The following is a 15,151-nucleotide window of genomic DNA, read 5'->3' as shown; positions in this document are numbered from 1 at the left end:
AGAGGAGAGAATATTATGATAAATTTTGCTCATAGAGGAGCTAGTAATTATTATCCGGAAAATACCATATTATCTTTAAAAGAAGGAATAGAAACAGGAGCAAATGGACTTGAAATTGATGTTCATAAAACTAAAGATAATAAACTAGTAGTTATACACGATGAGGATATTCAGCGTACTTTTAAAGGAAGAGGCTTAGTTAAAGATATGACATTAGAAGAGCTTAGAAGCTTTAAATGTAGAAATAAAAATTTTGAAAATAACATAGAGTGTAGAATACCTACTTTGGCAGAAGTATTAGAGCTTGTAAAAGAGACTAATGTTATATTAAATATAGAGTTAAAGACAGATAAGATACATTATGAAGGAATAGAAAGGGATGTAATTGAGTTAGTTAATAGATATGGATTAAAGAAGCAAATAATATTATCAAGTTTTAATCATGAATCTATAAGAATTTGTAGAGAAATAGATGGTGAATTTGAGACAGGCTTGTTATATTCTAAACCTATAGAAAATGTAGTACAATATGCTAAAGAGTTTGGAGCAAATGCAATACATCCTGACTTAAGATTAGTTTCAGAAGAGCTTATAGAAGAGGCTAATAAAAACAATATTAAAGTAAATATTTATACAGTCAATAGTCCAATTTATATGAGAAAATTAATTGCAGCAGATGTTAATGGAATGTTTACTGACTATCCAGATTTATTAAATGAAATTATAAATGAAAAATAGATATAAAAAAGTAATGCTATGAAAGAAGTTATATTCTGTCATAGCATTATTTTTGTTAATTAGCTGTTGCTTTATTTTGAGATAAAAATCTTTGCTCTAGTTCAGAAAAAATTGGCATATCATATATAGTTAGTACGTAACATAATATGCTTGGTATAAATAAAACTAATATTGCATGAATCTTAGAAACTATGAAAAATGCTAATAGAGTTATAACTATTTTTAATAATGTTATATGGAATCTTTTTATGGAGTAATAAAAAGATAATATTATTAGATCTTTTAATTTAACATTAAATCTACAGTTAATAGGAAATGCATATAACCCTAATATAAGCACAAAAATACCTAATATTAAAAAGATAATATGAAGACCTTTAGTGGGCATATTTAAATAAAAATATTGATAATCAACAAAGAAAATAGTTAATAGTATTAACTCTAAAAACCATAATTTTAGGTTTGATTTAAAATTATTTTTATATGCTTTAAAAAAGTATGAAGAGAATGAAATATCCTTCTCTCTAATTATTTCACCCATAGTAGAGTATAGAGCTCCAAGTGCTAGTCCAAATGGAACTAGACAAATAAAGAGTAAAATTATACTAAATTGATTTATATCTACTGATGTTACTGTGTAAAAGAAAATAAGTGGAATATTAAGAAGTATAAAATAAAGTCCCCCTAATAAAAGCCAGCTAATATGATTTAATAATGAAAATAGTGGTTTATCATAAAATTCTCGTTGTTTTCCCATAGTTAATACCTCACATTTTAAAAAGTTTTATCTGTTTTTTCTATTTTTGGAATTGTTATTTTAACTTTTGTACCATAACCATAATTACTTTCAAAGGAAAGGCCATAATTTTCTCCATATAAAAGTTTAATTCTTTTATTTATATTTTTTAAACCATAACCACTTCCTTTTGCAGATGATAAATTATTTGAAAGTAGTAAATTGAGCTTGTCCTCTTTTATACCTATTCCATCATCAGCTATTATTAAAACTATATTAGAATTAGTAGAGTAACCTAATATAGAAATAAGACCATTTCCTTCACCTTTGCCAAGGATTCCATGATTAATAGCATTTTCTAAGATTGGTTGTAGTGTTATTTTTGGAATTAAATAATTATATATTTGTTCATCTACATTAATTCTCAAAGAAATCCTATTATTATAGCGCATATTTTGAATATTTACATATAAATTAGAGTGTTGTAATTCATCTTTAATAGAAACTAAGTCTTTTCCCTTATTTAAAGAAAGCTTATAAAATTTAGCTAATGTATTAACAGCAACACTTATTTCTTTGTTCATTTTTTTATATGACATCCAATTTATCATATCTAATGTATTATATAAAAAGTGTGGATTTATTTGAGATTGCAATGCCTTAAGTTCAGCATTTTTTACACTTTTACCAAGTTTATATTGCTCTTCTATTAAAATAGACATCTTACCAATCATATAATTATAACTATCGATTAACTCTCCAAGTTCATCATTGCTATCATTTTCTATATAGTGGTTTAAATTACCAGATTGTACACAGCGCATTCCAGATATAACTTTAGACAATCTCTTATTAATTGAATTAACAAAGTAAAAAGCTAGGGCAATAGAAGTACCACCACAAACTATAAGAATTAAAAATAAGTAAATTCGCTGTGAATTTATTTTAGCAATAACGCTTGACTCAGGTAATATTGTAACTAGATACCAATCAGTTTTATTTATTGAAGAACTTTTGATATAAAGTTTTTTTGAGTTATGTGATGTGGTAATAAAGTTATTAGTAGTAGAATAACTTTGTATTTTATCTAAATCAGTAATAAATTTAATATCATCTGTATTTTCAGATGAACAGATTATAATACCTTCAGAATTAATAATATAGCTAATAGTATTAGGAAGAGAGTTAATTTTAGTTATTATATCTTCAATTAAAGTTTTATTAAAATTAAGTTTTAAATATCCAATATCTTCTGCAAAATTATCAGGATTTTTCACTGTTTTAAATAAAGATATATAATCTAAAGATTTATTATAATTATTAAAGTAGTTAGATGTTCCCCATACAAATCTAGAATTAGTTGCGTTAATTATATTAATTGCTTTTGAATTATTTAGAGAATCCATACTAAAAATATGTTTATTCTCATTTGAATAAATAAAATTATTATTTACATATAAGCTTATATTAGATACATCACTATCATTTTCATATGCAGAAAGGAATAATCTTAAATAAGCAAGATCTCCTATTTGCTTTGATAGTAAATAAGAATCTGGATCATTTCTTAGTATATTAGTTATGTTTTCATCAATAGCCAAGCTATTAGATATATCAAATATTCTGTAAATTTTATATGTTAAAAAATCAATAGATTGATCAAAGGCTTGTTTTGTTGAATCAAGTATATTACTTTCTATAATTTGAGACATTTTAGTATATGTATAGCCAAATAAAGTAGTAAGTGGAACTAATATCAATATACAATATGTCAATAGGAATTTCTGTATTAAATTTAAATTTTTAAAGAAAGTAATTTTGCTCAAAAATTTTTTCATTATACGAATTTACGCCTATATTCGGAAGGGCTATAGCCAGTTTCCTTTTTAAATGTTTTAGCAAAATAGTTTCCATCTCTGTAACCAACTCTAGAAGCTATTTCATTCATTTTTATAGATGGATCTTTTAATAGTTTTTTTGCCTTATCTAATCTATATTCAGTAATATATTTATTTACAGTTGTATTAGTATGGTCTTTAAAAATAACACATATATGTGCAGGAGTTAAAAATATATTTTTACTAATTTCCTCTAAGGAAAGATTAACATTAGAATAATTTTCATGAATAAATTTTAATATGTTTAAAATGGGTTTATCATTTTTATTACGTTCATCTAATATCTTAAAAAGGTCATTAATTTTATCTAATAAATAATAATTTATATCAAAAATATTATTAAATTGAAGTATATCTTCAAAGAAACTATTACTATCTAAAGAGTTAGACAAATCTATTTTTCTATCCTTAGAAAAGTTAATTAACTTTAATAAAAGCTTATAATAAATATCTTTAACATAGCTTATTGAAGTATTAGGAAATCCTTTAATTTCACATGTTAAATTATTTATTAAAGAAATTAGGCCATCTTTATCTTCAGTTGATAAGGAATTTTCAAACTTATCGTAAATAGTATCATCAAGTATATAAGTTGACTCAATAAATTTATCAAAATAAATTATGGAATTATAGTTATAAAAAAATGTTGAATTAACAACTTTGCATAGGTTTTTGTAAGATGATTTTATATTATAAATATTATTAAAAACATTTCCTATGCAAATATATAAAGGAGTAAACTTATTTATATAATCATTAATAGAATATAGTAGTGAACTAAACTCATTACTATTAGTAAATGAATTATCGTTTTTAGGTAAAAAAAGATTTAATATAATTTGTTTTTTATTAATAAATGAAATTAGAGGTTTTATATTATAAATGTTAATTATTTTTTCAAGTTCAGATATAAATAAATTTTCATCTAAATCAAAGGTGTTTATTAGATTTAAAAAAACGATTACAGAAAACCTATCTTTTAACACTACATAAGTATCTAAATTATAGTGAGAAGATAAAAGTACATCTATTTCATCAGTAGTTTTTGAATTAATTAAATCTAAAACTATATTATTTTTTATATTTTTATATAATATTTTAGATTTTTGAACTTCTGCAACTGCAGTTTTAAGAGAATCTTCTAATTCATATAAATCTATAGGTTTCTCTACATAACTAATAGCTTTTAGGTGTATTGCAGACTTTAAATATTCTTTATCTGAATAACCACTCATAAATATAATAGAACAACTTGGATAAAGTTCTCTAGCTTTAAAAGATAGCTCTATACCATTTAAACGAGGCATTCTAACATCTGTTAATATGATATCAGGCTCATAATTCTCTAATATTTCTAATGCATTTATACCATCGAAGGCTTCTTTTACCTCAGTAATAGATAAATCTTCCCAAGATATTGTGTCTAATATACCTTCACGTGTATAGCTTTCATCATCTACAATTAAGATTTTAACCATTCAACTTTCCCTCCATACCCCAAATATGTTAAGATTATAACACTATTATGTTAAAAATTCCAATAAAAATATAAAATAACAATTTTTAAAATTATTATAAAAATAATTATAATTTTAAAAATCATAAAAATAATAATATTTTACTAGTATCTAATTATTTTACCAGTAAATTAAATATTACCAGATGTTATTATTTAATCAGAGAGTGAAAACGATAACGAGAGGTGATATAAATGGAAAAAGGGTTAGAAAGTAAAAAATTTAAAAATGGATTTTTTTCTAAAAACAAAAAGGATACAGAAACTTTTTATAAAGAATCTTCTTTTATAAGGCAATTTAAAAGAAATAGGATATTATTACTAATGCTTATGCCAGCGGTGGCTTATTTCTTACTATTTAGTTATTTACCTATGACAGGTTCCATTGTTGCATTTAAGAATTATAATTTTAGAGATGGTATCTTTGGAAGTCCATGGGTAGGATTTGATAATTTTGAATATTTCTTTCTTTCTGGACAAGCGTGGACTGTAACAAGAAATACCATACTTTATAACGTAGCATTTATAGTTATAAATACAATTCTTCAAATGGGATTAGCAATATTAATTTCAGAAATTGGAGGAAAGTTCTTTAAAAAAGTCACACAAACAGCAATGTTTTTACCTTACTTTATTTCATGGGTTGTTGTTGGTATGATTGCTTATAATTTTTTGAATGTTGAGCATGGTACAATTAATACTTTAATAGCAAAATTAGGGGGAGAGAAAATTAACTTCTATGGAACAAGCTGGGTATGGCCTTTTATATTAATATTCTTTTCAGCATGGAAAAATGTTGGATATGGTACAGTATTATACTTAGCAGCCATAATGGGAATTGATACAGAAATATATGAAGCAGCTCAAATAGATGGTGCAAATATATTTCAAAGAATTTTTAAAGTAACAATTCCAAGTTTAATACCAACTTTAATAATACTTACATTATTGGCTATAGGAAATATTTTCAGAGGAGATTTCCAAATGTTCTATCAACTTGTAGGTAATAATGGACCATTATTTAATGTGACAGATGTTATAGATACATTTACAGTTAGATCACTTCTTCAATCAGGGGAAGTTGGAATGTCTGCAGCTGCTGGACTATATCAATCAGTATTCTGCTTAATAACAATAGTATTTACTAATTTCTTAGTTAAAAAATATGATCCAGATTACTCATTATTCTAGGAGGTAAAATATGAAGAAGTCAAAAGATATAAAAGCATTTAATATTTTGAGTTATACATTAATTGGACTAGTAGCATTAATATGTTTAATACCATTTTTAATGGTTATAATAGGATCCTTCACTGATGAAAAAGAAATCATAGCAAATGGTTTCTCTTTCTTCCCTAAGGAATTGTCATTAGAAGCTTATAAAACTGCTTTAAAAGAACCAATGGCAATACTTAGAGCTTATGGAGTTACTGCAAGTTTAACTGTAATTGGTACAGCAATAGGTTTATTCATAGTTGCAATGACAGCATATGTGTTACAGAGAAAAGATTTTAAGTGGAGAAATAAAGTATCGTTTTTCTTTTACTTTACAACATTATTTAGTGGTGGATTAGTTCCATGGTATATTCTAATGGTAAAATACCTAGGTTTAAAAGATAGTTATTTATCTTTACTATTACCTCCATTATTAAGTGTTTTTAACATAATTATTATGAAAAGCTATATGAGTGGAATTCCACAGGCTTTAACAGAATCAGCTAAGATAGATGGAGCTGGAGATTTTACAATATTTATCAAGATAATATTACCACTAGTAAAACCAGCATTAGCAACAATTGGAATGTTCATTGCATTAGGATATTGGAATGATTGGTACAACTCAATGTTATTTATAAATAATGAAAACTTATATTCTTTGCAATATTATTTATATAAAATTGTAAACAATATCGAGGCATATAAAACAATACTGGCACAGGCTGGTGGTGGAACTTCATTAGGTTCTGCAATAAGTATGCCAAGCGAATCTTTAAAGATGGCATTAACAATTATAGTAACTGGGCCAATTATATTAGTTTATCCATTTATTCAAAAATACTTTGTAAGTGGTGTAACTATAGGAGCAGTTAAAGGATAAGCATTAATAAAAACACAATAAAGATAAACAACAAAAGAATTTATATATAGGTTATGAGGGGGATTTTAAGATGATAAGAAGATCAATAAAAAAATTAGCTACTATAGGATTAAGCTTACTTATGCTAAGTACATTTATGGTAGGCTGTGGTTCAAAAGAAAGTAGCGAAAATGTTGTATCAAGCAGTTCAGAGTTAAAAGAAGTAAAGTTAAAAATGTACTTAATTGGAGATAAACCAAAAGATTTTGATGCAGTTTATGAAAAAGTTAATGAAAAGATGAAGGAAAAAATAAATGCTACATTAGAAGTTAACTTTATTCCATGGTCAGATATGACTACAAAGTATCAACTTTTATTCCAATCAGGAGAAGATTTTGATTTAATATTCACAGCTTCAGGTTGGGGTTACTATAGCCAAGTTGCAACTAAAAATGGATTTTTAGAGTTAACAGATGAATTATTACAAGAATATGCTCCAGAAATCTATGCAAATGAGCCTGCCGATGCTTGGGATCAAGCAAAAGTAGATGGCAAAATTTATATGGTACCAAATGATAGAAATGAATATGGAACAAATATATTTGCTTATAGAGGAGATTTAGCTAGTAAATATGGTTTTGAAACAATTAGTAGTTATGATGAGCTTGAAGCATTTATGGCTGCAGTTGCAGAAGGCGAAAAAGATAGTGGTATAAAGGTTATTGCAAATGGTGGAGGTCAAAACTTACAATGGCCATATATGATTGAAAGATATGGATTTTCAACTATTAGTGGAGCTCCAACACCATCAATTGGATATGATGTAAATGATACATCAGGTGAAGTATTTGCTTTTGTTGATACTCCTGAATATATGGAATATGTAACTAAGATGAAGGAATTTGCTGATAAGGGATATTGGGCAGCTGATTCAATTTCAAGTCAAGCTACTAGAGATGAAGATTTCGTAGCAGGAAAAACTGCAATAATGACTTGGAATCTTAGCACTGTAGCTAACAGAATTGTTGAAATGAATGAATCTAATCCGGAATGGAAAGCAACATTACTTGATTTAAGCGAAGGAATTAATAGAGTTGTTCAACCTTATACAAACAATGGTATTGCAATAAATGCTAATTCTAAGAATCCTGAAAGAGCTTTAATGGCAATTGAATTATTAAGATATGATGAAGAAATTAATAACTTAACTTGGTATGGTATCGAAGGAACTCACTGGGAAAATTCTGGAGAAGGTGAATATACATCTTTAGCTGCTAGTGAAGCGTTCCCAGCAGGTGAAGTTTGTCCTTGGGGATGGTATAGTACTAAATTTGCTCGTATTTCTTCTACAGAGCCAGAAATAGTTCAAGAAACTATTAACAAGTGGAGCGAAGAGTATACAGTTTCAAATCCTTTAGCAGCATTTTCATTTGATGATTCTAATGTAAAAAATGAAATGGCAGCTGTTGGTAATGTAATAACTCAATATGGGGTACCACTAGACTTAGGAATGGTTGATGATGTGGAGGCTGGTGTTAAAGAATACAGGGAAAAATTAACACAAGCAGGTTTTGATAAGATTTTAGAAGAGTGCCAAAAACAAGCAAAGGAATTTGTTGAATCATATAAGTAAGATTCTAAATCTTTGATTTAGTTAATCGAACTTACATCTACGAATGAAAGTGAGTAGTATGTTTCATTTGAGATTCTAAATCTTTGATTTAGTTAATAAAAAATATAATAAGTTTTCTCTATCACTATAAATAGTGTATTAAGCGGGTGATTTGAATTTAATAAAATTAGAGTCACCTGCTATTTTAAATAGTACAGCATATATATAGAAAAGTATTTTTAAGTAATAAATATAAGTAGATTATTTGGTATATGGAGGAAAAGAGCATGAAAAAGTTTAAACCAGTTAATGAAAAAGTTAAAGGATTTCTACATGGGGGAGATTACAATCCAGATCAATGGTTAGATTATCCTGAAGTATTGAAAGAAGATGTAAGATTATTAAAATTAGCACATTGTAATTGTGTTTCTATAAATATTTTTGGATGGAGTGCTATAGAACCAGAAGAAGGGGTTTATACATTTGAATGGCTTGATAAGGTTATGGATGATATGGCTGAAGCTGGAGTTCATGTAATATTATCTACACCAAGTGGGGCAAGGCCAGCTTGGATGTCAGAAAAGTATCCAGAAGTTTTACGTGTTTGGTCAGATAGAAAGAGAATACTTCATGGACAAAGGCATAATCATTGCTTTACTTCGCCAATATATAGGCAAAAGACTTCAGAGATTAATAGAATACTAGCAGAAAGATATAAAGATCATCCAGCTCTTATAATGTGGCATGTATCTAATGAGTATGGTGGAGATTGTCATTGCGAGCTTTGTCAAGAAGCATTTAGAGAATGGTTAAAAGTTAAGTATGAAAATGATTTGGAAAAGTTAAATAAAGCATGGTGGACTGGATTTTGGAGTCATAAATTTACTAGTTGGTCACAAATAGAGAGTCCTGCACATCATGGAGAAGAATTTGTTCATGGTCATAACCTTGATTGGAAAAGATTTGTTACACATCAAACTATAGATTTCTATAAAAATGAAATAGCACCAATTAGAGAAATAACTCCTAATATACCAGTTACAACCAATTTTATGGGGGATTATCCAAGAATGACTTTATTTAATGGACTAGATTATTGGAAGTTTGCTAAGGAAGTTGATGTTGTATCATGGGATGACTATCCAGCATGGCATAATGATTTTGAAAAAACATATGATACAGCAGCAAATGTAAGCTTTGTTCATGATGTATATAGAACATTAAAAGGAGGACAACCGTTTTTAATAATGGAGAGTACTCCAAGTTTAGTTAATTGGCATAAAGTTAATAAAACGAAGAGACCAGGAATGCACTTATTATCTTCACTTCAAGGAGTAGCTCATGGAGCAGATTCAGTGCAATATTTCCAATGGAGAAAGGGAAGAGGAGCATCTGAAAAATTCCATGGAGCAGTAGTAGATCATTGTGGTCATGAAAACACTAGAGTATTTAGAGAAGTTACGCAGGTTGGAGAAACATTAGAGAAATTAAGTGATTTAATTGGAACTAGCGTAGAACCAGAAGTGGCAATTATATATGATTGGGAAAATAGATGGGCAATAGATGATTGTCAAGCTCTTAAAAATGATAATAAAGAATATTTTGAAACTGTTGAAGACTATTATAAGGTGTTTTGGAGAAAAGGTATTTCTGTAGATGTAGTAAATATGGATTGTGATTTTTCTAAGTATAAATTATTAGTAGCTCCAATGCTATATATGGTTAGACCAGGAGTAGCAGAAAGAATAACTGAGTTTGTTAAAAATGGAGGTACTTTAGTTACAACTTATTTCAGTGGATTAGTAGATGAAAATGATTTATGCTTCTTAGGTGGTTTCCCAGGTCCATTAAGAGAAGTTACTGGGATTTGGGCTGAAGAAATTGACACATTATATGATTCAGACGTAAATTATTTAGAATTTAAAGATGATAATAAATTAGGTTTTAAAGGAACTTATAAGTTAAGAGATTATTGTGATGTAATTCATGCTGAAACTGCAGAAGTATTAGCAACTTATAAAAATGACTTTTATGCTGGAATGCCTGCATTAACAGTTAATAATTATGGAAAAGGTAAGGCGTATTATGTAGCAGCAAGAACTAACAATGATTTTGATACTGAGTTCTTTACAAAAATAATTAATGATTTAGAAATTAAATCTGTAATAAATACAGAATTACCTTTAGGAGTTACAGCTCAAATGAGAACTGATGGAGAAAATGATTATGTATTTGTTATGAATTTTAGTGAGGAAAGTAAGAATGTTATTTTAGATGATAATAATTATGTAGATATGCTTACTAATAAAGAAGTAAATAAAGAATTAACATTAAATAAATATGAAGTAAGAGTATTAAAAAGATAATTACAAAGATTAAGGTCAATCTATTATATAGGTTGACCTTAAAACATTTAATAAATAATATTAATATACTTAGTTTTATCTACTTTAACATTTTTATGCTTTATAAAATAGTCAATAATAACTTCAGGCATTTCTACTAATATTTCTCTTAAACGTGGACATTCTTTATACACATCATATCCACCAACTCCTGTTGATCTATAATTATTCATAACAAGAGAAAGTTTAGAAGTATCATCTAATTCTTTACCTTTAAACTTTATAGATACAACTCTATCACCAACAGGTCTGTTTAAGTCAAAAGTATAATCTATATTTGCGAAATAGTCATAATTATAATGTTGTATTTTAGGTTTTAAAAATGCATCAGAAATTGATATATTTCCATTATTATTGTTAAAATAGCTAGCACATCTTTCTAATACTGTTTTTAATTGAGTCCTATTAATTTCGACTATTACTAGTGTATTTGGAAACATATAAGTAGATACTACATCTCTTACAGTAACATTTTTATCAAATCCTTTTATTTCATTAGAGAAACAAGTACATGAGATATCAGCACCACTTTCATCAAGTTGAACTGCATTTATAAAGTTAGCTAAAGCTGAACCATTTAGAGCCATATCTAAATGAGAAGATGGATATAAATTTTCATCTAAAAATCCTATAGGAGTATCTAACCATTGTTGAACATCATTTTCTAAAGGTAAATATTTATTATATATTTCATTTTCAAAATTTAATTTAACCTTTTGAAGAGATGAGGTAATAGTTTTACTACCATCATCATTTAAATTCAATTCTATTTGTACATAGCTTGTAGCTCTTTGAGGTGTTTGAACAACATGAGTACCATTAATTATAGTATCTGCTAATGGCATATGTTGATGACCAGTAAGTAAGAGGTCAAAATCAAATTCTAAACATAATTTATAAGCTATATTTTCACTTGTAAACATAAGTTGCTTATGTGAGTTTAAGTCATACTCAAACCCGCCATGATAAAGTCCAATGACGATATCTGATGCTGCTTTTACTTCATCAAAATAATATTTTACAGCTTCAAAAGTATCAGTAATGCTTATGTTAGCTATATTTTCAGTTCTTTCCCAGTGGTTTATAAAATCTGTTGTTATTCCTATAATTCCAACTTTCAAACCATTTTCTAAAGTCTTTATAGAATAAGGTAAAATAGGTAATTCTCCAGTTTTATCAACAACATTTGCACATAAGCACTTAGCATTTAATGTACGAAGATATTTTCTTAAATATAATAGGCCATAATTAAAATCATGATTTCCTAGAGTTACAAAGTCATATCCAGCAGCATTCATAATATCTGCAATAGGATGTATATTAAATTTCTTGCCACTTAAATAATAAGTAAGAGGTGAACCTTGAATAGTATCACCAGCATCGATAATTAATGTATTACCGTCTTTTTTGAAATCATTAATCATATTTATTAAACCAATATTTTTAGGTTCTTTATCTATGTAGTTTGTTGGATATAAGTATCCATGCATATCAGATGTAAAATAAATTTTTAAGTTTTTCATATATACCTCTCTGAATTTCTAAAATTTTAATAATAACTTTATATTATTTTTAGCTATGAATAAGTAGATTATAACATAGCTTTAACCTTATTGTGTGAAATTCTCATATTAACTAAATTATGAGATGGATGGAACTTGACGCTATTTATTAAAAGTAAGATAATATAATAAAAGGGAAATTAAGTAAAATAAAAAGTTATAGTCTGGGGGAGAGAAATATAATTAATTATGAACTTTTTGCTAAAATAGTAGGAGTATTATTAATAATACTTATAGTAGCTTCATTAGTTTCAATAGTTATAACAAATAAAAATAAATAAAATAATTTAATGAGAGATTTGTGCTTAGGTGCAAATCTCTCTTTTCAGTTATGAGAATATTTTAAATATATAAAGAGCAAAATAGCAATAATAGAAGAATATTGCGAATAAAATTTTAGTTAAAGGGGGATTTAACATGAGTACTATTAGAGAAATAAAAAGAAAAAAACTAATTGAAGAAGTTAAGAGTTTAAGTCCTTTTGAATTAAAAGATAAATTGATTGAGCTTGCATTAAAATCTGAAAGAAAAGGTACTAATGTATTGTTAAATGCAGGAAGAGGAAATCCTAATTGGACAGCTGCAACTCCAAGGCAAGCATTTTTTACATTAGGTCAATTTGCAGTAGAGGAGACTCAAAGAACATGGTGTGATGGGGACTTAGCAGGAATGCCTCATAATACTGGAATTTATAATAGATTTAAGCTTTATTATGACAAGCATAAAGATGCACCTGGAATAGAATTGCTTAATAACATAATAGAGTATGGAATAGATATACATAATTTTGATAAGGATAATTGGGTCTTTGAGCTTGTAGATGGAATCATAGGAGATAATTATCCATTGCCAGATAGAATGCTTACACATATTGAAATTGTAGTAAGAGATTATTTAATTAACGAAATGGGAGGAAGCCCTAATAGTGATAAGCATCAGATTTTTGCAGTAGAAGGTGGAACTGCTGCAATGTGCTATATATTTGATTCACTAGAGGCTAATAGGTTACTTTGCCCAGGAGATAAGATAGCATTATTAGTACCTATATTTACACCATATTTAGATATTCCTGAATTGCCAAGATATAACTTTGAAGTTGTAAATATATATGCATCAGAATTTAATGAAGAAGGTAGACATACATGGCAATATCCTAAGGAAGAGTTAGATAAGCTAGGGGATAAGGATATAAAATTAGCCTGTATTGTTAATCCAAGTAATCCACCTTCAGTAGCAATAAATGAAGAATCTATGGAGTATATAAAAAAAATCGTAGAGAAGAATAACCCCAACCTAATGATTGTTACAGATGATGTTTATGGAACATTTTGTGATAAATTTAAATCATTAATGGTTACCATGCCATACAACACAATTGGTGTATATTCTTATTCTAAATATTTTGGAGTAACAGGCTGGAGATTAGGAGTTATAGCTTTAGCAGAAGATAATGTTTTTGATAAGTTAATAGCTGAATTAAATGAAGAAGATAAGGATATAGTTGATGAAAGATATTCAACTATGAGTACAGAACCAGAAAAAATTCCTTTTATTGATAGAATGGTTGCTGATAGTAGGCAAGTAGCATTAAACCATACAGCAGGTTTATCAACTCCACAACAAGTACAAATGGCTATTTTCTCAATATTTTCATTGTTAGATAAAGAAGATAAATATAAAGAACAAACTAAAAATATCTGTAAAAGACGAAAAGAATTATTAGATGAAAATTTAATTGGATTACCAATGAAGAATGATATATATAGCACAAATTATTATAATAAATATGATTTATTAGTTTGGGCAAAATTTAAATATGGAGAAGAATTTGTTGAATATTTAAAGAGAGAGCGTAGCGCAATTGAGTTTTTATTTGAATTAGCAGAAAAATATGGAATAGTTTTGTTAAATGGAGATGGATTCAAAGGGCCTACCTGGTCAATTAGAGTATCCTTAGCCAATTTAACAGATGATCAATATATAACAATAGGAAAAGGTATAAATGAACTTTTTGATGAATATGCAAAGGAATGGAAGGAATTTAGATGGTAATTTATTGGTATACTGTTTAATGAGAAATAAATAAATTAAAAATAACTTGAAATATATTCTATTTTATTATTTAATGAAATAGAATATATTTGAATATTGGTAAATTTAGGTTTTGAAATTATAGTTTTTTATTACTATAACTTTGAATTAAAAGGGAAAGTGGTTAGATGCCACTGCAGCCCCCGCTACTGTAATAACAGACAAATCTCAAATTAATCCACTGGTTTTCATAAAGCTGGGAAGGAATGAGATGAGGATGAAGTTTAAGCCAGGAGACCTGCCTAGATTTTAATCTATACTTCGGTGGGAAGGTAAGGATGATATAATAGAGATTATTGAACATATGGATGGGAAAATAAACTACTTATTTTTTCTTTTTCCATGTATCTGCTTATAATGAGGCACTTTTATAGTTAATGTTTTATGTTATAAATTTTTATTATAAAATAGTTAATTTTTATATTAATACTCTTAGTTTATTAAAAATATATATTAAAAAATTAATAATTTATAATATGAAATATAGCAGATGTCGTTAACTTTTAATGTGGTTAC

General features: G+C 27.2%; 10 protein-coding genes and 1 riboswitch. Of the genes, 6 read left to right on the top strand and 4 right to left on the bottom strand.

All coding sequences use genetic code 11. From position 1 onward, the window contains the following. The first annotated feature begins 15 nt into the window (after nucleotides 1–15). Nucleotides 16–738 carry a glycerophosphodiester phosphodiesterase gene (locus EJJ37_RS11275; RefSeq protein ID WP_133015685.1) on the top strand — a complete coding sequence of 241 codons (723 nt, stop codon included), beginning with the start codon at nucleotides 16–18 and terminating at the stop codon, nucleotides 736–738. 55 nt (nucleotides 739–793) lie between these two features. Here EJJ37_RS11275 and EJJ37_RS11270 read toward each other — a convergent pair whose 3' ends face one another. From EJJ37_RS11270 to EJJ37_RS11260, 3 genes are all read right to left on the bottom strand, one after another. Then, the gene (locus tag EJJ37_RS11270) at nucleotides 794–1,495 is read right to left on the bottom strand and encodes a DUF624 domain-containing protein (RefSeq protein ID WP_133015684.1); all 702 of its coding nucleotides are present in this window, start codon (nucleotides 1,493–1,495) and stop codon (nucleotides 794–796) included. A gap of 17 nt (nucleotides 1,496–1,512) precedes the next feature. Further along, on the bottom strand, nucleotides 1,513–3,249 hold the full coding sequence (locus tag EJJ37_RS11265; RefSeq protein ID WP_166484745.1) for a sensor histidine kinase: 1,737 nt from the start codon (nucleotides 3,247–3,249) through the stop codon (nucleotides 1,513–1,515). Nucleotides 3,250–3,311: 62 nt separating this feature from the next. Further along, entirely contained in the window at nucleotides 3,312–4,850 is a 1,539-nt protein-coding gene (locus EJJ37_RS11260) for a response regulator transcription factor (RefSeq protein WP_133015682.1), read from the bottom strand. Nucleotides 4,851–5,083: 233 nt separating this feature from the next. Here EJJ37_RS11260 and EJJ37_RS11255 point away from each other — a divergent pair, with 233 nt between their 5' ends. From EJJ37_RS11255 to EJJ37_RS11240, 4 genes are all read left to right on the top strand, one after another. Beyond that, nucleotides 5,084–6,079, top strand: a complete 996-nt coding sequence (locus EJJ37_RS11255; protein WP_133015681.1) for an ABC transporter permease subunit — start codon at nucleotides 5,084–5,086, stop codon at nucleotides 6,077–6,079. 10 nt (nucleotides 6,080–6,089) lie between these two features. Then, nucleotides 6,090–6,986 carry a carbohydrate ABC transporter permease gene (locus EJJ37_RS11250; protein WP_133015680.1) on the top strand — a complete coding sequence of 299 codons (897 nt, stop codon included), beginning with the start codon at nucleotides 6,090–6,092 and terminating at the stop codon, nucleotides 6,984–6,986. A gap of 70 nt (nucleotides 6,987–7,056) precedes the next feature. After that, the gene (locus EJJ37_RS11245; protein WP_133015679.1) at nucleotides 7,057–8,598 is read left to right on the top strand and encodes an ABC transporter substrate-binding protein; all 1,542 of its coding nucleotides are present in this window, start codon (nucleotides 7,057–7,059) and stop codon (nucleotides 8,596–8,598) included. A 266-nt stretch (nucleotides 8,599–8,864) separates the two neighbouring features. Continuing rightward, nucleotides 8,865–10,943: a beta-galactosidase gene (locus EJJ37_RS11240; RefSeq protein WP_133015678.1), complete on the top strand. Its 2,079-nt coding sequence runs from the start codon at nucleotides 8,865–8,867 to the stop codon at nucleotides 10,941–10,943. Between the two features lie 47 nt (nucleotides 10,944–10,990). Here the strand turns inward: EJJ37_RS11240 and EJJ37_RS11235 are convergent, their stop codons facing one another. After that, a complete protein-coding gene (locus EJJ37_RS11235) occupies nucleotides 10,991–12,505 on the bottom strand; it encodes a bifunctional metallophosphatase/5'-nucleotidase (protein WP_133015677.1) in 1,515 nt (504 codons plus the stop codon). A gap of 456 nt (nucleotides 12,506–12,961) precedes the next feature. Here EJJ37_RS11235 and aspD point away from each other — a divergent pair, with 456 nt between their 5' ends. Further along, nucleotides 12,962–14,596 (top strand): aspartate 4-decarboxylase, encoded by a 1,635-nt coding sequence (gene aspD, locus EJJ37_RS11230; protein WP_133015676.1) that lies wholly within the window; start codon nucleotides 12,962–12,964, stop codon nucleotides 14,594–14,596. Nucleotides 14,597–14,686: 90 nt separating this feature from the next. Beyond that, a riboswitch (cobalamin riboswitch) is annotated at nucleotides 14,687–14,895 on the top strand. Nucleotides 14,896–15,151 lie beyond the last annotated feature (256 nt).

The organism is Clostridium cuniculi, from assembly GCF_004353185.1.
GTDB classification, from domain to species: Bacteria; Bacillota; Clostridia; order Clostridiales; family Clostridiaceae; genus Clostridium; species Clostridium cuniculi.
Note: the sequence above shows the minus strand (reverse complement) of the source record. Positions and strands in the feature narration are given on the sequence as shown.